We start from the raw sequence: 17,144 nt of genomic DNA, 5'->3' as shown, positions 1-17,144 counted from the left end.
GCTGCTTCGACGTAGGTCGACCAGCAGAAAGTGCCCACATGGTGCGGGTAGGGCTCAGACGTCGGCGGGCTCGTACGCGACGCCCGTCGCGTGCAGCGGGCAGTAGCCGAAGGGGTTCTTGACCAGGTACTGCTGGTGGTAGTCCTCGGCGTAGTAGTAGCGCTCGAGCGGCAGGATCGAGGTGGTGATCTCGCCGTAGCCGGCCGCGGTCATCGTGACCTGGTAGGCCTCGCGCGACGCCTCGGCCTCGGCCTGCTGCTCGGGCGTCGTGGTGAGGATGACCGAGCGGTACTGCGTGCCGCGGTCGTTGCCCTGACGCATGCCCTGCGTCGGGTCGTGGTTCTCCCAGAACGTCTTCAGCAGGTCGTGGAAGGTGAGCTTGGCCGGGTCCCAGATCACGCGGACGACCTCGGCGTGACCGGTACGGCCGGAGCAGACCTCGTCGTACGTGGGGTTGGCGGTCTGCCCGCCGGCATAGCCCACGGACGTCGACCAGACGCCGGGCACCTCCCAGAACGTCTTCTCCTCGCCCCAGAAGCAGCCGAGGCCGAAGACGGCGGACTCGTAGCCGTCGGGGACCTGCGTCTCGACGGGGGTGCCGAGCACCAGGTGGGTGCCGCCGACCTGGAACTGACGGCCCTCGCGGCCGGGGAGGGCCGACTCGGGCGTGGGGAGCTCGGACTTGCTGCGGCCGAAGATCATGGTGTTCCGCCTCTCGTGAGATGTGGGGGAGTGCTCAGGATCGTGCACGCTCGAGGGCGTCGGCGATCTCGCCGAAGCCGAGGCGTCGGGCATGCTGCTCAGCGGTGATCCCGTCGCGGTCGGCGATCGACACGTCTGAGCCATGCTGCACGAGAGAGTCAACAATCCGCTGCCAGGGTTCTGTTCCCTTGCCCAGGATCACGGCCTCGAGCAGCGCCGTCCACCCCAGGTCGTTGACGTGGTCGACGGCGATGTCGGTGCGATCGAGGACGAACTCGACGTACGCGTCGTGCCCGCGCTCGCTGGCCGGGATGTGCGACAACCCGCCGAAGCGGTTGCGGATCGTCAGGTCGGGGTCGGCCGCGAGCAGCACCTCGGCCATCGGCACGCTGCCGGTGACGCCCGTGACGAGCCACGGCGTGTCGTGACGGTCGTCGAGCGCGTCGGGGTCGGCACCTGCGGCGACCAGCACGCGGGCCGCGTCGACGTGGTCGCGCGCCGACGCGATGAGCAGTGCGGTGCGCTCGCGCTCGTCGCGGGTCTCGAGGTCGACGCCTGCCTCGACGAGCAGCGAGATCTTGTCGGCGTTGCCGCTTCCGGCCGCGAGCAGCAGCTGACGGTTGCGGAACGCATCGGAGCGATCGGCGTACGGATTCGGGGTGGGCGACGGCTCGGTCGACGGGGTGGCGGCCGGCGTGCTGGTGGCGGTGGCCGCAGACGGCTCGGGGGCCGAGTCGCCGCCGGAGCACGAGGCCAGGACGGCCGCGACCAGCGGCAGGGAGACAGCGGCGAGCAGGCGGGACATCATCACGTCATGACAACTCTCGGCGAGCACGGCGTGTTCCGCTGCGGATAGTGTGACCGTCGAGGAGAGTGGCCCAGTGAGCGAGAGATATCAGGTCCCGCCCGGCGTCGAGATCGCGACGGCGTGGGCATGGCGGCTGCTGGTGATCGCCGCGGCAGGTGCCGTCGGCATCTTCCTCCTGCGGTACTTCTCCGAGATCACGGTGCCCCTCGCGGTCGCGCTGCTCGGCACGGCGCTGACGATCAACGCCGTCAACTTCATCGAGTCCCGCGGGGTCCCGCGGCTGCTTGCGACGTTCGCGGTCGTGATCTTCATGCTCGTGGCCTTCTTCGGCATGCTGACACTCGTGGGTCAGCAGCTGTCGACCCAGGTCACCGATCTTCGTTCCAACGTCGTCGAGGGTATCTCGCAGGTGCAGGACTGGGCCAAGACCGGCCCGCTCAAGCTCACCGACAGCCAGATCCAGGGCTACGTCGACACGGCGAAAGAGTCGATCGCGTCCAGCGACACGTCGGTCGTCACCCGCGTCAGCGAGCTCGGCTCCACGCTGACGCACGTGCTGGCGGGCTTCTTCATCGCCTTGTTCTCGTCGTTCTTCTTCCTCTACGAGGGCGAGCGCATCTGGAGCTGGGTCGTCGCCCTGTTCCCACGCGCCGCCCGCGACCGCGTCGACTCCTCCGGCCACACCGCGTGGGCCTCGCTCGTCGCGTTCGTCCGCGCCACGGTGCTCGTGGCCCTCACGGATGCCATCGGCATCGCCCTCGGCGCCTGGGTGCTGGGCGTGCCGCTGACGCTGGCGATCGGCGTGCTGGTCTTCCTCGGTGCCTTCATCCCCATCATCGGCGCGCTGCTGTCGGGCATGGTGGCGGTGCTCGTGGCCCTGGTGGCGCAGGGCCCGTGGACGGCGCTGTTCATGCTGCTCGTCGTCGTCGCGATCCAGCAGCTCGAGTCGCACGTGCTGCAGCCCTTCTTGATGGGGCGCCTGGTGGCCGTCCACCCGCTGGCCATCATCATCGCGATCGCGGCCGGCGTCACCGTGGCCGGAGTCGTCGGCGCCCTCATCGCGGTGCCGCTCGCGGCCTGCCTCAATGGCGTGGTCAAGCACCTCGTCTCGACCGCGCAGGAGTACCAGGACGAGCCCGAGGACGACGTGCCCTTGGAGCCCGAACCGGCATGACGGACGTCCACGCCCTGTGCGCGGCGATGCCCGGTGCCACGCTGACGTTCCCGTTCAGCGAGGAGACCGCGGTCTACAAGGTCGGGGGCAAGATCTTCGCCCTCACCGGCGTCGACCGGGCGACCAGCATCAACCTCAAGGCCGAGCCGCAGGACGTCACGGGGCTGGTCGAGACGTACGACGCGATCAGCCGCGGCTATCACATGAACAAGAAGCACTGGATCACCGTGCAGCTCGACGGCGGTCTCCCGGAGGGCCTGCTCGAAGAGCTGATCGAGGACTCCTACGACCTGATCGTCGACAAGCTGCCGGCTCGCGACCGTCCCTGACGCAGGCCGCTGTCGAGGGTTGGGTCAGCCGTCGCCGAGGTCGGCGGTCAGGCGCAGGAGGTCGTCGCGCAGGCGCGCGCGGTCGTCCGGCGCCCACCCGGCCATCGCCTCGGTGACGAAGGCGCGGCGCTGGTCGAAGGTCGCCCGCAGGGCCGAGCGGCCCTCGTCGGTGACGTCGACGATGCTGGCCCGGCCGTCGGCAGGGTCCTGGTCGCGGCGGATGAGACCGTGCTCCTGCAGCTGGTGCACGTGGCGGCTGACGGTGGAGGCGTCGAGGCGCATCGACTCGGCCAGGTCGCCCACGCGCACCGCTCCGCGGCACGACAGGGAGTACAGGATCGCCGCCTGGGACGGGTCGACGGTGTCGCCGTCGATGCGCATCCGGAAGCGTCGGCCCATCGCCATCACCAGGCGCAGCACGGCGTCCTCGGCAGTCGTGGACTCCTGGACGGGTACTCGTTGCATGACGCAAGCATATATCAGTTGCGCCGCGCAACCAAATAGACGTCGACACTGACGGTCTAGGCTGGCCGCATGGATCTCAGCGATGTGAGGGCGGCGCGGGGACTGCTCGACGGCGTCATCGAGACGACGCCGATGGCGCACTCCCGGTGGTTGAGCTCGCGCACCGGCCAGGACGTCTTCCTGAAGGCCGAGAACCTGCAGCGCGCCGGGTCGTTCAAGATCCGCGGCGCCTACGTGCGCATCGCCCGGCTGACCCCCGAGGAGCGCGCCAGGGGAGTCGTCGCGGCGAGCGCCGGCAACCATGCGCAGGGCGTCGCGCTGGCCGCCTCGATGCTGGGCGCGAAGGCCACGATCTTCATGCCCGTCGGTGCCGCGCTGCCGAAGGTGGCCGCGACCGAGGGCTACGGCGCCGAGGTGCGGTTCCACGGCGCCGGCGTCACCGAGGCGCTCGTTCCGGCCCGCGAGTTCGCCGAGCGCACGGGTGCCGTGCTGATCCATCCCTTCGACCACGAGGACATCGTCGCCGGGCAGGGGACGCTCGGCCTCGAGGTGCTCGAGCAGTGCCCCGACGTGCGCACCATCCTCGTGCCTCTCGGCGGCGGAGGCCTCGCCGCCGGGGTCGCGCTGCTGCGCACCGAGCGACCCGACCTGCGCATCGTCGGCGTGCAGGCCGAGGACGCTGCGGCCTACCCGGGGTCGATCGCCGCCGGACGGCCCGTCGCCGAGACGATGGGCCCGACGATGGCCGACGGCATCGCCGTGGCCCAGCCCGGCGACATCCCCTTCGAGATCGTGTCATCGCTGCTCGACGAGGTCATCACCGTCAGCGAGGACGCCATGAGCACGGCGCTGGTGCACCTGCTCGAGCGCGCCAAGATGCTGGTCGAGCCGGCGGGGGCAGCAGCGGTCGCGGCCCTGCTCGAGCGCCCGACCGAGTTCGAGGGTCCCGTCGTGGCCGTGCTGTCGGGCGGCAACATCGACGCGCTGGTGCTGCTCGACGTCATCCGGCACGGTCTCATCGCGGCCGGGCGGTTCCTCAGCTTCCGGGCGCGCATCTCCGACCGCCCCGGTGAGCTCATGCGGCTGCTGGGCGACCTCGCGGCCATGCAGGTCAACGTGCTGGACGTCAGCCACGACCGGTCGTCCGAGACCCTGCCGGTACGGCACGTCGACGTCGACGTCCGCGTCGCCACCCGCGGTCCCGCGGCGCGCGCGAACGTCACGCAGAGGCTGGGCGAGCTCGGCTACCAGCTGCTCTGACGCCGCTCAACCGGCGGCGGAGGTCAGAACGGCTTGGCGGCGACGATCTCGACCGTCAGCTTCTTGCCGTTGGGCGTCTCGTAGGCCGCGGAGTCGCCGACCTTCTTGCCCAGGATCGCGGCGCCCAGCGGTGAGGTGGGGGAGTAGACGTCGATCTCGACGCTCGAGTCCATGCTGAGCAGCTCGCGCGACCCGAGCAGGAACTCCTCGGTGTCGGAGTCGCCCTCGAAGCGGATCGTGACGATCATGCCGGCCTCGACCATGCCGTCGTCGGCAGGCTTCTCGCCCACCTCGGCGCGGCGCAGCATGCTCTCGAGCTGGTCGATGCGGGCCTTGGTCTTGCCCTGCTCCTCGCGGGCGGCGTGGTAGCCGCCGTTCTCCTTGAGGTCGCCCTCGTCGCGCGCAGCGGCGATCTTGGTGGTGATGTCGGTCCAGACATCGCCCTTGAGGTGCTCGAGCTCCTGCTTCAGACGGTCGTACGCCTCCTGGGTCACCCAGATGGTGTCGGTATCTGCGGGCTGAGTCATGTGAGCTCTCCTTTACGTGCGGCACCCCGGGAAACCGCCCGGGGTGAACTGACGAGGCTAGCACTCAATCAGCGGGCACACACGTTCTCAGCACACCGTTGACGCCTCTGCGCTCGGTCTCGATCTCGATCGGCACGCGCACCTTCTCGCGGTTCGACGGGGGGATGTCGACGGTCTTCTCGCCGACGATGGAGTGGTCGGCAGCCTGGGAGTAGACGGTGCAGGTCACGGCGATCGGATCGGGACGGATGACATCGAGCTTGACCGTGACCTGGGTGTCGCTGACGACGTCGTAGCCCCACAGCCGTCCGGTGACGGGGTCCTTCTGGAACCCGACCCAGGCGGCGAAGGCGATGCCGAGGGTGATGCCGATCGCTGCGATCGCAGGCCAGAACCATCGGGGACGCTGGCGGGATCCGTAGCGAGAGCTGAGGTCGGTCACGTCGTCCAGTGTCTCAGGCGGCACCCAGGCGTGCCGTGCGGCCTCGGTGGACGGCAGGAACACCCGGACCTCGCGCCGTGTTCGCACAGGTGCAAGGATTTGCGCACGCCTTCGAAGGAGAACCGTGGCCGAGAAGCTCCGCCTCATGCACGTGCACGCCCACCCCGACGACGAGTCGAGCAAGGGTGCCGCGTCGACCGCCAAGTACGTCGCCGAGGGGGTGGACGTGCACGTCGTGACCTGCACCGGCGGCGAGCGGGGCTCGATCCTCAACCCCCAGTTCAAGCACCCGGGCATCGAGGACAACCCCGAGCTGATCACCGAGATCCGTCGCGAGGAGATGGACCGCGCCCGCGAGATCCTCGGCGTGACGCAGGACTGGCTCGGCTTCGTCGACTCCGGCTGGCCCGAGGGCGACCCGAAGCCGCCGCTGCCCGAGGGCTGCTTCGGCCTGGTGCCGGTCGAGGAGGGCGCCGAACCCCTCGTGCGCCTGATCCGTTCGTTCAAGCCGCACGTGCTGACGACGTACGACGAGAACGGCGGCTACCCGCACCCCGACCACATCATGTGCCACAAGGTCAGCGTCGAGGCGTACGAGGCCGCGGCCGACCCGACGCGCTACCCCGACGCCGGCGAGCCGTGGCAGGTCTCCAAGCTCTACTACCACCTGGGCTGGAGCTGGAAGAAGATGGAGGCCATCGCCCGGGCCTGCGAGGAGCACGGCATCGAGAACCCGTACGCCGAGCGGTTCAAGGACTGGGAGCGCAAGCCCGAGGACGAGGAGCGCCTGACGACACAGGTCGAGTGCGCCGAGTACTTCGAGGTGCGCGACGCCGCGCTGCTCGCGCACGCGACCCAGATCGACCCGGACGGGTGGTTCTTCTCGATCCCGCGCGAGATCCAGGCCGAGGCCTGGCCCAGCGAGGACTACCAGCTCGTCGACTCCAAGGTCGAGACGTCCCTGCCCGAGACCGACCTCTTCGCCGGCCTGCGCTGACCGCGTGAACGTCACCGTCGTCCTGGCCTTCGCCGCCAACGCGCTGGTGGCGCTGGCCAAGTCGGTCGCGGCCGTCCTGACGGGCTCGGCATCGATGGTGGCCGAGGCGGCCCACTCGTGGGCCGACACGGGCAACGAGGTCTTCCTGCTCGTCGCCGACCGCCGCTCGAAGCGTCGTCCCGACCGTCAGCACCCGCTGGGCTACGGCCGCGAGGCGTACGTCTGGTCGATGTTCGCGGCGGTCGGACTGTTCGTGGCCGGTGCGGTCGTGTCGATCACGCACGGCGTGCAGCAGCTGACCGCCGACGAGGCGGCCGAGAGCTACACGATCGCCTACGCGGTGCTGGGCATCGCGTTCGTGCTGGAGGGCATCTCGTTCGCCCAGGCCTTGCGGCAGGTGCGCGGCGAGGCCAGCCGGGTCGACGACTCGGTGCTGCAGCACGTCCTCGAGACGTCTGATCCCACGCTGCGGGCTGTCTTCGCCGAGGACGCCGCTGCGTTGACGGGGCTGGTCATCGCCGCCGCCGGCATCGGGTTGCACCAGGCCACCGGCTCGCCGGTGTACGACGCGATCGGCTCGATCCTGGTCGGCGTGCTGCTGGCCGTCGTCGCCTTCGTGCTGATCGACCGCAACCGACGCTTCCTGGTCGGGATGGAGGTCGCCCAGCCGGTGCGCGACGTCGTGCGCGAGCGCATCGCCGCGATGGACGAGGTGTCGAGCGTCGGCTACCTGCACGTGGAGTTCGTCGGCCCGCACCGCGTGTACGTCGTCGCGAGCGTCGACCTGGTCGGGGACGCGGTCGAGTCGAGCGTCGCCGACCGGCTGCGCGAGCTCGAGCACCGGCTCGAGCGCGAGGACGCCGTCGTCGAGGCGGTGCTGACGGTCTCGCGCCCGGGAGCACCGCCGGACGCTGACCTGCCCACTGCCTGACGTGCCGTGGGCGCCGGACGGGGCGCGCGAAGTTGCTTGACAGTGAGTGCCGTCACACTTAATGTACTAACTCGTACGTACACGAGTGAGGACATGACGGCATGACGCAGCGCTCCACCCTCCGCTTCCGCGTGGGGCTCCTGGGCGAGGGGATCGGCCAGTCCTTGACGCCCGCCATGCACGTGATGGAAGGCCGGCGGCTGGGCCTGGACTACTCCTACGAGCTCTTCGACATCGCGGGGGAGACCCTCGACGACCAGGGTCTCGAGTCGTTCGTCCGCGGGCTCGCGGCAGCAGGTTTCGCCGGGCTCAACGTCACTCACCCCTACAAGCAGCGTGTCCTGTCGTTCATCGACGGCCTCAGCCGTGACGCCCGCAGCATCGGGGCAGCGAACCTGCTCGTGTTCGGAGACGACGGCGTGACGGGGCACAACACCGACTGGACCGGCTTCAGCAGCTCGTTCATGAGTCGTCTGCGTCATGCGCCGCGTCGTTCGGTGCTGCAGCTCGGGTCGGGCGGCGCCGGTGCCGCCACGGCCTATGCTCTCCTGCGACTCGGTGTCGAGAGCCTCGTCATCAGCGACCTCGACCCGATGCGTGCCCGCAACCTGGTGGACCGGTACGCCCCCATGTTCCTGGGCCAGACGATCCGCATGGCGTCCGGCGACCTGGACGGCGAATGGTCCGAGTTCGACGGGGTCGTCCACGCCACACCCACCGGCATGGCGATGCATCCTGGCCTTCCCCTCGAGCCGTCGAGGCTGTCGCCGCAGGCATGGATCGCCGAGATCGTCTACCGGCCCGTCGAGACCGAGCTGGTGCGAGCGGGGCGGTCGTCGGGACGGGACGTCATCGACGGCTCCATGATGGCGGTCGGCCAGGCCATCGACAGCCTCCGGATCCTGACCGGCATGGAACCGGACCAGGCTCGCGTGCGCGCCGACCTGCTGGCCCTCCTGGAGGCCGAGGAGGCCGCCGCCACCGAATGACTCGGGACGCACGGGCCGCGGCCGGTGCGACTTTCCTTCGAGGCTCCCGCTCCGAAGGGCAACACTGAGACGACCAGGCGCTCCTGCGCCGGAACGAAGAAGGAACGACATCATGATCCGCTGGAAGACAACGACCGACCGCGCCGACCGTCGGGCGGGACGTTCATGGAAGATCGCCGCGCTCGCGTCGGCAGCCGTGCTCGTGACGGCCATGTCGGGCTGCGCGACGAGCTCGGACGGTGCGGGGTCCGGTGGCGACGGTGATGTCGTCGTCGGCTACTCCGGCTACACCCTGTCCAACCCCTACTTCACGGGACTCATCAAGGGTCTCGAGAAGGGCGCCACGTCGCACGGGTTCAAGCTGTTGCAGACCAACTCCAACGGTGACAACAACACCCAGGTCAACGACATCCAGAACCTGATCACCAAGGGCGCCAAGTACATCGTGATCAGCCCGGCCGACGCCTCGGCGATCGTCCCCGCGGTCAAGGCCGCGAAGGCTGCGGGAGCCACCGTCATCGCGATCAGCGACACGATCAAGTCCGACGACGTCCAGTTCACGGTCGCCATGAATCACGTCACGATCGGCGAGCAGAGCGCCCAGGGCATCGTCGACTTCCTCACGAAGAAGAACGGGTCACCGTCCGGCAAGATCCTCGACATCCAGGGGATCGCGGGAAGCTCGGCGGCGACCGACCGGGAGAAGGGCTTCAACAACATCATCAGCAAGTACCCCGACATCGACGTCGTGGCGCGCCAGGACGGGGGCTTCGACACCGACAAGACGTACCGCGTGATGACCGACCTGCTCCAGGCGCACAAGGGGGTCGAGGCCGTCTTCACGTCGAACGACAGCGAGGCCCAGGGTGCGACCAAGGCCATCGAGGCCGCAGGCCTGCTGACGAAGGTCGGAGAGCCCGGACACATCTTCGTCACGGGCAACGACGCGCCCGCTCCGGCGATCGCGGACATCCGCGCCGGTCGTCAGGACATGACGGTCAGCTCGAACCCCATCAAGCTGTCCGAGCTCGTGATGGACAAGATCGCCGAGATCGAGGCCGGCAAGGACGTCTCGGGATTCATCGAGTGGCCCGGCATGATCATCACGCCGGCCAACATCGACTCGGCGGAGGTCAAGGACTACGGAATCTGGGCTGATCAGGTTGGCTGACATGCCCATCGTCTCGGTCCAGGGAGTCTCGAAGCGATTCGGAGCGGTCACGGTCCTCGACGGCGTCGACTTCGCGTTCCGCGCCGGCGAGGTCACCGGCCTCGTCGGCGAGAACGGTGCCGGCAAGTCGACGCTGATCAAGATCCTCGCCGGTGCAGAGACCCCGACGGCCGGATCCGTCGTGCTGGGTGGCGAGCAGCTGCCCAGCACGACGGGGGACGTGATCGCTGCCGGCCTCAGCGTGATCTACCAGGAGCTGACCGACGTTCCGGACATGACACTGCTCGACAACGTCCTGCTCGGCAACCTGTCGAGCCGCGGGGGCCTCACCCGCAGGGGGGAGAATCGACGTCGCGCGAAGGCCGGCCTGAGCCGCGTGGGGCTGGGCGAGCTCGACCTGCGCACACCGATCCGCGACCTGACGATCTCCCAGCGCCAGCTGGCCGAGATCGCTCGCTGCCTCGTCCGCGACACACGGGTCCTGATCCTCGACGAGCCGACCTCGTCGCTGCCGGAGCGAGACGTCGAGACCCTGCTCTCGGTCGTGCGGACCCTGCGGGACGAGGGGATAGCGATCCTTTACGTGACCCACCACCTCGACGAGCTCTTCGACGTGGCGGATCGGGTCGTGGTGCTGCGCGACGGAAACCTCGTGGGCGATCAACCCATCGGACAGTGGGACGAGCCGTCCCTGGTCCGGTCGATGCTGGCCAAGGAGCTCGAGCAGGCATACCCGTGGCGGCCGCGAGACGTCGGCGAACCGGCGTTGGTCACTCGAGGGCTCGTGGCCCGTGGCGTCAAGGACACGTCGATCCATGCCGATCGCGGCGAGGTCGTCGGTCTGGTGGGCCTCGCCGGGTCGGGTCGAACCGAGCTCATGAAGGCCGTGGGAGGGGTCGCTCACGTCGTCTCGGGCGAGGTGAGCGTCGCGGGTCGCCGCGTGCGCACCGGCAGCATCGCCGCCGCGCGCTCCGCAGGGGTCGTCTACGTCCCGGAGGATCGCAAGGCCGAGGGACTCGTCCTCGACGCCTCCGTCCGGTCCAACATCGCGATGGGCGACTACGCACCGGTCTCGCGGCGCGGTCTGCTGAGGTCGGGCGTCATGACGCGCAGGGCGCAGGAGATCACGTCGAAGTACGACGTCAAGCTCGGTTCGGTCCATCAGGAGATCGGCAAGCTGTCGGGCGGCAACCAGCAGAAGGTCATCGTCGGACGGGTCAGCGAGATGTCGCCGCGGGTGGTGCTGTTCGACGATCCGACGCGCGGTGTCGACATCGGCGCGAAGTCCGGCATCTACGAGCACGTGTTCACGCTGGCCGAGAAGGGGTCGGCCGTGATGGTCTGCAGCTCGGACACCGACGAGGTGCTCGCAGTCGCCGATCGGGTCTACGTCCTGGCTGCCGGCCGGGTCGTCGGGGAGTTCGCCCGCGGCTCGTTCGACCGCGAGAAGATCCTGCACCTCGCGGCGGGCGGCAGCGCCGTGAGCGAGCCTCCCGCATGAGCCGCACCTCCCACCCCCAGCCCACCCCCCAGCCACAGGAGCGTCCCGTGTCCACCGCAACCCAGTCCTCGCCCTGGCGTCACCAGGTCGAGCGAGCCCTCAGCAGCAACATCGCGCCGATCGTGGCCGCGCTGATCATCGTCTCCGTGGCGCTGTCCTTCATGTCGGACGTCTTCCTGACGAGCAGCAACCTGACGAACATCGTCACGCAGAGCGCCGTCGTCGGCATCGCGGCCGTCGGGGCGACGTTCGTCATCATCACGAGCGGCATCGACCTCTCGGTGGGCGCGACGATGGCCCTGGCCGGGTTCCTCGGCGCACAGCTGGCTCACCACAGCGACAGCGGTTGGCTGGGCCTGCTGGCGGTCATGGGCGTGGCAGTCCTGGTGGGAGCCTTCAACGGCTTCTCGGTCGCGTGGCTGGGGCTCGCACCCTTCATCGTGACGCTGGCCGTCATGGGGATGGCACGCGGTCTGACCCTGCAGTTCAGCCAGGGCGAGTCGGTCTACGACCTGCCGTCGACGCTCAACTGGCTCGGCAGCGCCGACCTCGCTGGGCTCAAGGTGTCGGCGATCGTGACGGTGCTCCTGTTCCTCGTCGGCCACCTGCTGCTGTCGCGCACCACCTTCGGGCACCGTGTGTACGCGGTCGGCGGCAATGCCGATGCCGCACGACTCGCGGGCATCAACGTCAAGGGCGTCATCTTCTCGACCTACGTCATCGCCGCGGTCTGTGCGGGGGTCGCGGCCATCGTGCTGGTGGGTCGCCTCGACTCGGCGACGCCCAACGCCGCGACCGGCACGGAGCTGCAGGTCATCGCGGCCGTGGTCATCGGTGGAACGAGCCTGTTCGGCGGCAAGGGCAGCATGATCGGCACACTGGTCGGTGTGCTGCTCATCGGTGTCATCAACAACGGCCTCACGCTGCTCAACGTCTCGTCGTTCTGGGTGCAGTTCGTCCAGGGCGCACTGATCTTCCTCGCCGTGCTGCTCGACTCGTTCAACACCGGCAGGCTCAAGCGAGCTGCCACGTCGTGAGCGACCCGGTGGAGGGCTTTCGCGACTGGGGTGCCCGGCTGTCCAACTGGGGACGCTGGGGTGCGGGCGACGGTCGCGGGACCCTCAACTGGATCACGCCCGAGCGTGTCGCGGCAGCCGCACGACTGATCCAGGTGGGTGAGGTCGTCTCGCTCGGACTTCCCCTGGACGCCGACGGCCCGCAGCCCTCCGACGGCGTGCGTCCCAACCCCGTGCACGTGATGACCCGGACGCCTGACGTCGAGCCGGAGCCAGGTGGGTTCCAGTGGATGGACGACATGCTCACGATGGCGCCGCAGAGCGCGACCCAGCTCGACGCGTTGTCGCACGTGGCGTACGACGGCTTCCTCTACAACGGCGTGCCGGTGGACTCCATCGGCCCGGGAGGGGCCTCGGTGCACGGGGTCGAGGCGCTTCGCGAGGGCGTCCACGGACGAGGGCTCCTGGTCGACCTTCCGCGGCATCTGGGCGTGGACCGTCTGAGCGCCGACCACGCCGTCACGGTCGAGGAGCTCGACGACTGCCTCGCGCGACAGGGGCTCGAGCCGTCGCAGGGCGACACGCTGCTGGTGCGCACCGGGTGGCTCCGGACCCTGCGTGACCAGGGTCGCTCGGCGTACATGAGTCGCGAGCCGGGCCTGTCGCTGCCGGTCACGGCCTGGTTGTCCGAGCACCGCATCGCCTTCGTGGCCAGCGATAACTGGGGACTGGAGATCGCCCCGTCACAGAGCCCCGAGAGCATGCCGGTTCACTGCGTCCTGGTGCGCGACATGGGCATGGCGATCGGGGAGATGTTCGATCTCGAGGGGCTGGCAGATGCGTGCTCCCGGCACCAGCGATGGGAGTTCTTCTTCAGCGCGCACCCCTTGCAGATCACCGGTGGCACCGGGTCGCCCCTCGAGCCGAAGGCGATCTTCTGATGTCCACCGTGCTGCTGGTCAACGGCCCCAACCTCAACCTGCTCGGGGTGCGAGAGCCCGCGATCTACGGGCGCGACACTCTTCAGGACGTCGAGGACCTGGTGCGGAGCACGGCGGGCGAGCTCGGGCTGTCCGTCGACGCGGTGCAGAGCAATCACGAGGGTGTGCTCGTCGACGCCATCCATGCGGCACGCGACACGTGCAGTGCGATCGTCATCAATCCCGGCGCCTTCTCGCACACCTCCGTGGCGATCCGCGACGCCTTGGCCGGTGTCGACCTGCCGGTCGCCGAGGTGCACGTGACGAACATCCACCGTCGGGAGCCGTTCCGCCACCACTCGTACGTCTCCGGCATCGCCGAGCTGGTCGTGGTCGGGGCCGGTGTCCGCGGCTACGAGCTCGCTCTGCGCGGGCTCGCCGACATCATCTCGGCGCGGTGACGAGGGGAGTGGCCACCCAGGCGGCGATGACGTCGCCGATCATCGCGCGGTGATGCGGCCGCATCGACTCGTCGCCCATGTCGCGACCGAACAGGTGCCCGAAGGTGTGCTGGTTGGCGACCTGGAAGACGCAGTACGAGCTGATCATCATGTGGACGTCGATCCGGTCGACGTCGTGACGGATGGATCCGTCGTCCCGTCCCCGCGAGAGGATGTTGTCGATGAGGGCTGCCGCCGGGTTCGCGATCGAACGCAGCGCGTCGATGCGCCGGATGAACTCGCCGCGATGGATGTTCTCGATCGAGACCAGGCGGATGAACTCAGGGTGCTCCACGTGGTAGTCGTAGGTGAGCTCCGCGAGTCGGCGGATGGCCGCCACGGGCTCGAGACCGGTGACGTCAAGACCCTGCTCGGCCGCGCGGATGCCCTGGTAGGCGTTCTCCAGCACGGCGAGGTAAAGACCTTCCTTGCCGCCGAAGTAGTAGTAGATCATCCGCTTGGTCGTGCTCGTGCGCTCGGCGATCTCGTCGACACGAGCGCCTGAGTACCCGTCCTGGGCGAAGACCTCGGTCGCGATCTGGAGCAGCTCGGCCTTGGTGCGCTCGGGATCACGCTGGCGTTCTGGTCGCGAGGAGCCGCTGGGCCGGCTCGTGGTGGTCTTCCCCGTCGTCACGGTGCGAGCGTATCGCGCGGCGCGGTCGCGAGGGGGAGGCGCGACGAGTAAGGTATGAACTAGATAGTTCAAAGGAGGGCGCATGCGTCGGTCGATCGCCACGGTCTGCCTGAGCGGGAGCCTGGTCGACAAGATGCACGCGGCGTCCGCGGCCGGCTTCGACGGTATCGAGATGTTCGAGCCGGACCTGGTCTCCTCGGAGCTGAGCCCCGAGGAGGTCGTCGCGCTGGCGGCCCGTCTCGGTCTGACGCTCGACCTGTACCAGCCGTTTCGCGACTTCGAGGGCGTCGGCGAGGAGGCCCTCGTCGAGAACCTGAGGAGGGCCGAGGCCAAGTTCCGGCTGATGAACCGACTCGGCATCGACACGATGCTCGTGTGCAGCAACGTGGCCACCGCGACGATCGACTCCGACCAGGTGTCGGCGGACCAGCTGCGTCGCATGGGCGAGGTGGCGGCCGAGCATGGCGTCCGCATCGCCTTCGAGGCGCTCGCGTGGGGCCGTTTCGTCGACGACTACCGGCGGTCGTGGCGGATCGTCGAGCTGGCCGACCACCCCAACGTCGGAGTCTGCCTGGACTCGTTCCACATCCTCTCGAGAGGCCACGACCCCGCTGACATCGAGCGCATCCCGGGCGACAAGATCTTCTTCCTGCAGCTCGCGGACGCGCCTGCTCTGTCGATGGACGTGCTGTCGTGGAGCCGTCACCACCGGGTCTTCCCGGGGGAGGGGTCGTTCGACCTGCCGGCCTTCCTGGCCCACGTGCTGCGAGCCGGCTACGACGGGCCGTTGTCGCTCGAGGTCTTCAACGACACCTTCCGGCAGACCGACGTGGACCGCACCGCCGTGCACGCCTTGAGATCGCTGGTGTGGCTGGAGGATCAGTCCCAGCGCATCCTCGACGGGTCCGAGGGACTCCTGCCCTGCGTCGAGCCGCCGACGGGCTTCGACTTCGTCGAGGTCAAGGCGGAGGACACCAGCGACGTCGAGGTGATGCTCGGACAGCTCGGCTTCGCGTTCCGGGGGCGGCATCGGTCCAAGCCCGTCAGTCTCTGGACGTCCGGCGACGCGCGCATCGTGCTCAACGAGCAGCATGCGCGTGACACCGTCGCTCATCTCAGTGCCATCGGCTTCCTCGTGGCGGAGCCGGACGCCGCGGGTCGGCGAGCGCAGGAGCTGATGGCTCCCGTCGTCCATCGCCGCACGTACGCCACGGAGGTGCCGCTCCAAGCGGTCGAGGCGCCCGACGGCACCGAGATCTTCTTCGGCGGACCTCCCACCAGCGCGTGGATCGACGAGTTCCACGGTGGGACCGGGACCCCGGGAGAGCTGGTGACGGCCGTCGACCACGTCAACCTGGCGCAGCCATGGCAGGACTTCGACGAGGCGGTGCTGTTCTTCACCAGCGTCCTCGGTCTGGAAGCCGAGGACGCCGGCGTGGAGCTCGCGGGCCCTCGTGGCCTGGTGCGCAGCCGTGTGATGTCGTCGCCGCTCAGTGACGTGCGGCTACCGCTCAACGTCGTCCCGCCCGCGGACGAGCAGAGCCCGTCGTCACAGCACGTCGCTCTGCTGTGCTCCGACACCCGTGCGGCAGTTCGCAGGGCCCGGGCCGCCGGCCTCTCGATCCTGCCGGTGCCGGCCAACTACTACGACGATCTGCAGGCGCGCCTCGGCCTGGATGACGAGTTCCGCCGCGAGCTGGAAGCGCTGGGGGTCATGTACGAGCGCGACGCCACCGGCGAGTACTTCAACGCGTACACCCGCACGATCGGGCAGGTCTTCTTCGAGCTGGTCGAACGTCGGGACGGCTACTCCGGCTACGGGGCGAGCAACGCACCGGTCCGGATGGCGGCGCAGCGGCGCTGATCCGCGGCGGACCGCACCGTCCTGAGGGGCGGATTCGGTGCAATACCCCGCACATCCGGGGTGGCCCGACCGGCGTACGATGAGGCCATGAGCGCTTATGTCGTCCTGGCGAACCTCGCTGCCGCTGGCACGCGCGACAAGCCGCTCGACCCCAACGACGTCAAGCCCGGCTACGTCGCGCTCGGCATCGTCTGCATCCTCATCGTGGCGACGTTCTTCCTGTGCCGCTCGTTCCTGGTCCACGCCCGCAAGGCGCAGAGGCCGTGGGAGGGCGAGGACGCCGACTCGGGCGTCAAGCGCACCACCCCGCACGACCGCACGCGCTGAGTCACCCGGCGGATGTCGCTCCGGCGGGGCCGGAGCTGCGACAGGTGGGCACAGACGTTTTGGTGGGATCTTCCGATACTGGGACGGAGCACCGGTCGCCGGTGCCGCACCACGTCGTCGAGGAGATCGCATGACCATCACGTTCCGCGCCACCGAGCTCGACTCGGCCACCGACTACGACGAGTCTCTGCTCGCTCCTCCCAGTGCCCAGCCGATCAGCGGCGACATCACGGTGCGGGCCTTCGTGCCATTCACGTCCGACGACGGCCGCATCCTCTCGGGGTCGTGGGAGTCCGAGCCGGGGCAGGCGCGGTGGGAGTTCACCGACCGAGGTGAGTTCATCCAGGTGATCTCGGGACGGATGACGGTCGAGCAGGACGGAGAGGCCCCCGTCGAGCTCACCGCAGGGTCGGCGGCTGTCTTCCCGATCGGCTGGAAGGGCACCTGGACGGTCCACGAGACTCTCCGCAAGGTGTTCGTCGTCTACAACGCCTGAGCGACGGGCTGCGTCGCGGGCATCTGCGCGGCGACCCCTGGCTCCGCCTCCTAGGGTGGGTGGAGGCACATCGCCGGGTTCACCCGGGCGC

General features: G+C 69.0%; 20 protein-coding genes. 14 read left to right on the top strand and 6 right to left on the bottom strand.

Features of this window, described 5'->3' with window-relative positions:
- Window positions 1-54 precede the first annotated feature (54 nt).
- Together msrA and DX116_RS17805 are read right to left on the bottom strand one after the other, a co-directional pair.
- Window positions 55-702, bottom strand: a complete 648-nt coding sequence (gene msrA / locus DX116_RS17810; RefSeq protein ID WP_119705519.1) for a peptide-methionine (S)-S-oxide reductase MsrA — start codon at window positions 700-702, stop codon at window positions 55-57.
- Between the two features lie 34 nt (window positions 703-736).
- Entirely contained in the window at window positions 737-1,507 is a 771-nt protein-coding gene (locus DX116_RS17805; RefSeq protein WP_199716118.1) for an ankyrin repeat domain-containing protein, read from the bottom strand.
- A 76-nt stretch (window positions 1,508-1,583) separates the two neighbouring features.
- On the opposite strand from DX116_RS17805, the gene DX116_RS17800 reads away from it, so the two are divergent.
- Window positions 1,584-2,684, top strand: coding sequence for an AI-2E family transporter (locus DX116_RS17800; protein ID WP_119705518.1), 1,101 nt, complete (start codon window positions 1,584-1,586; stop codon window positions 2,682-2,684).
- On the top strand, window positions 2,681-3,013 hold the full coding sequence (locus tag DX116_RS17795; RefSeq protein WP_119705517.1) for an MmcQ/YjbR family DNA-binding protein: 333 nt from the start codon (window positions 2,681-2,683) through the stop codon (window positions 3,011-3,013). The genes DX116_RS17800 and DX116_RS17795 overlap by 4 nt, the downstream gene beginning before the upstream one ends.
- Window positions 3,014-3,037: 24 nt before the next feature.
- On the opposite strand, the gene DX116_RS17790 is transcribed toward DX116_RS17795, so the two are convergent.
- Window positions 3,038-3,478, bottom strand: coding sequence for a MarR family winged helix-turn-helix transcriptional regulator (locus DX116_RS17790; RefSeq protein ID WP_119705516.1), 441 nt, complete (start codon window positions 3,476-3,478; stop codon window positions 3,038-3,040).
- A gap of 69 nt (window positions 3,479-3,547) precedes the next feature.
- Between DX116_RS17790 and ilvA the strand changes: the two genes are divergently transcribed.
- Window positions 3,548-4,738 (top strand): threonine ammonia-lyase, encoded by a 1,191-nt coding sequence (gene ilvA / locus DX116_RS17785; protein ID WP_119705515.1) that lies wholly within the window; start codon window positions 3,548-3,550, stop codon window positions 4,736-4,738.
- 23 nt (window positions 4,739-4,761) lie between these two features.
- On the opposite strand, the gene greA is transcribed toward ilvA, so the two are convergent.
- Both greA and DX116_RS17775 read right to left on the bottom strand, forming a co-directional pair.
- Complete coding sequence (gene greA, locus DX116_RS17780) at window positions 4,762-5,265, bottom strand: transcription elongation factor GreA (protein WP_119705514.1); 504 nt, start codon at window positions 5,263-5,265, stop codon at window positions 4,762-4,764.
- Window positions 5,266-5,329: 64 nt separating this feature from the next.
- Complete coding sequence (locus tag DX116_RS17775) at window positions 5,330-5,707, bottom strand: DUF4307 domain-containing protein (protein ID WP_158592028.1); 378 nt, start codon at window positions 5,705-5,707, stop codon at window positions 5,330-5,332.
- Between the two features lie 124 nt (window positions 5,708-5,831).
- Here DX116_RS17775 and mca point away from each other — a divergent pair, with 124 nt between their 5' ends.
- The 8 genes from mca to aroQ all read left to right on the top strand — a co-directional run bounded on the left by mca (window position 5,832) and on the right by aroQ (window position 13,693).
- Entirely contained in the window at window positions 5,832-6,704 is an 873-nt protein-coding gene (gene mca, locus DX116_RS17770; RefSeq protein WP_119705512.1) for a mycothiol conjugate amidase Mca, read from the top strand.
- Between the two features lie 4 nt (window positions 6,705-6,708).
- Window positions 6,709-7,635: a cation diffusion facilitator family transporter gene (locus tag DX116_RS17765; RefSeq protein WP_119705511.1), complete on the top strand. Its 927-nt coding sequence runs from the start codon at window positions 6,709-6,711 to the stop codon at window positions 7,633-7,635.
- A 101-nt stretch (window positions 7,636-7,736) separates the two neighbouring features.
- Window positions 7,737-8,624: a shikimate dehydrogenase gene (locus tag DX116_RS17760; protein ID WP_119705510.1), complete on the top strand. Its 888-nt coding sequence runs from the start codon at window positions 7,737-7,739 to the stop codon at window positions 8,622-8,624.
- 112 nt (window positions 8,625-8,736) lie between these two features.
- Window positions 8,737-9,795: a sugar ABC transporter substrate-binding protein gene (locus DX116_RS17755; RefSeq protein ID WP_119705509.1), complete on the top strand. Its 1,059-nt coding sequence runs from the start codon at window positions 8,737-8,739 to the stop codon at window positions 9,793-9,795.
- A 1-nt stretch (window position 9,796) separates the two neighbouring features.
- Window positions 9,797-11,296 carry a sugar ABC transporter ATP-binding protein gene (locus DX116_RS17750; protein ID WP_119705508.1) on the top strand — a complete coding sequence of 500 codons (1,500 nt, stop codon included), beginning with the start codon at window positions 9,797-9,799 and terminating at the stop codon, window positions 11,294-11,296.
- A gap of 47 nt (window positions 11,297-11,343) precedes the next feature.
- The gene (locus DX116_RS17745; RefSeq protein ID WP_199716117.1) at window positions 11,344-12,333 is read left to right on the top strand and encodes an ABC transporter permease; all 990 of its coding nucleotides are present in this window, start codon (window positions 11,344-11,346) and stop codon (window positions 12,331-12,333) included.
- Complete coding sequence (locus DX116_RS17740; protein ID WP_119705506.1) at window positions 12,330-13,253, top strand: cyclase family protein; 924 nt, start codon at window positions 12,330-12,332, stop codon at window positions 13,251-13,253. The genes DX116_RS17745 and DX116_RS17740 overlap by 4 nt, the downstream gene beginning before the upstream one ends.
- Window positions 13,253-13,693 carry a type II 3-dehydroquinate dehydratase gene (gene aroQ, locus DX116_RS17735; protein WP_119705505.1) on the top strand — a complete coding sequence of 147 codons (441 nt, stop codon included), beginning with the start codon at window positions 13,253-13,255 and terminating at the stop codon, window positions 13,691-13,693. The genes DX116_RS17740 and aroQ overlap by 1 nt, the downstream gene beginning before the upstream one ends.
- On the opposite strand, the gene DX116_RS17730 is transcribed toward aroQ, so the two are convergent.
- On the bottom strand, window positions 13,677-14,366 hold the full coding sequence (locus DX116_RS17730) for a TetR family transcriptional regulator (RefSeq protein ID WP_233556880.1): 690 nt from the start codon (window positions 14,364-14,366) through the stop codon (window positions 13,677-13,679). The genes aroQ and DX116_RS17730 overlap by 17 nt on opposite strands.
- Before the next feature lie 82 nt (window positions 14,367-14,448).
- Here DX116_RS17730 and DX116_RS17725 point away from each other — a divergent pair, with 82 nt between their 5' ends.
- The 3 genes from DX116_RS17725 (at window position 14,449) to DX116_RS17715 (ending at window position 17,053) form a co-directional block, all read left to right on the top strand.
- Window positions 14,449-16,230 carry a bifunctional sugar phosphate isomerase/epimerase/4-hydroxyphenylpyruvate dioxygenase family protein gene (locus DX116_RS17725; protein WP_119705503.1) on the top strand — a complete coding sequence of 594 codons (1,782 nt, stop codon included), beginning with the start codon at window positions 14,449-14,451 and terminating at the stop codon, window positions 16,228-16,230.
- A gap of 87 nt (window positions 16,231-16,317) precedes the next feature.
- On the top strand, window positions 16,318-16,557 hold the full coding sequence (locus DX116_RS17720; protein ID WP_119705502.1) for a hypothetical protein: 240 nt from the start codon (window positions 16,318-16,320) through the stop codon (window positions 16,555-16,557).
- A 130-nt stretch (window positions 16,558-16,687) separates the two neighbouring features.
- Window positions 16,688-17,053 carry a cupin domain-containing protein gene (locus tag DX116_RS17715; RefSeq protein WP_119705501.1) on the top strand — a complete coding sequence of 122 codons (366 nt, stop codon included), beginning with the start codon at window positions 16,688-16,690 and terminating at the stop codon, window positions 17,051-17,053.
- Window positions 17,054-17,144 lie beyond the last annotated feature (91 nt).

The sequence above is a fragment of the Aeromicrobium endophyticum genome (genome assembly GCF_003586285.1).
Lineage (GTDB): Bacteria > Actinomycetota > Actinomycetes > Propionibacteriales > Nocardioidaceae > Aeromicrobium > Aeromicrobium endophyticum.
This window is presented reverse-complemented; position numbering and strand designations above follow the sequence as displayed.

Excerpts from the sequence above, each read along its gene's own strand:
- aroQ (WP_119705505.1), top strand. The coding sequence starts at position 13,253 with ATGTCCACCGTGCTGCTGGTCAACGGCCCCAACCTCAACCTGCTCGGG.
- DX116_RS17795 (WP_119705517.1), top strand. The coding sequence starts at position 2,681 with ATGACGGACGTCCACGCCCTGTGCGCGGCGATGCCCGGTGCCACGCTG.
- DX116_RS17790 (WP_119705516.1), bottom strand. The coding sequence starts at position 3,478 with ATGCAACGAGTACCCGTCCAGGAGTCCACGACTGCCGAGGACGCCGTG.
- DX116_RS17760 (WP_119705510.1), top strand. The coding sequence starts at position 7,737 with ATGACGCAGCGCTCCACCCTCCGCTTCCGCGTGGGGCTCCTGGGCGAG.
- DX116_RS17715 (WP_119705501.1), top strand. The coding sequence starts at position 16,688 with ATGACCATCACGTTCCGCGCCACCGAGCTCGACTCGGCCACCGACTAC.
- DX116_RS17805 (WP_199716118.1), bottom strand. The coding sequence starts at position 1,507 with ATGTCCCGCCTGCTCGCCGCTGTCTCCCTGCCGCTGGTCGCGGCCGTC.
- DX116_RS17725 (WP_119705503.1), top strand. The coding sequence starts at position 14,449 with ATGCGTCGGTCGATCGCCACGGTCTGCCTGAGCGGGAGCCTGGTCGAC.
- msrA (WP_119705519.1), bottom strand. The coding sequence starts at position 702 with ATGATCTTCGGCCGCAGCAAGTCCGAGCTCCCCACGCCCGAGTCGGCC.
- DX116_RS17720 (WP_119705502.1), top strand. The coding sequence starts at position 16,318 with ATGAGCGCTTATGTCGTCCTGGCGAACCTCGCTGCCGCTGGCACGCGC.
- greA (WP_119705514.1), bottom strand. The coding sequence starts at position 5,265 with ATGACTCAGCCCGCAGATACCGACACCATCTGGGTGACCCAGGAGGCG.
- ilvA (WP_119705515.1), top strand. The coding sequence starts at position 3,548 with ATGGATCTCAGCGATGTGAGGGCGGCGCGGGGACTGCTCGACGGCGTC.
- DX116_RS17750 (WP_119705508.1), top strand. The coding sequence starts at position 9,797 with ATGCCCATCGTCTCGGTCCAGGGAGTCTCGAAGCGATTCGGAGCGGTC.
- DX116_RS17755 (WP_119705509.1), top strand. The coding sequence starts at position 8,737 with ATGATCCGCTGGAAGACAACGACCGACCGCGCCGACCGTCGGGCGGGA.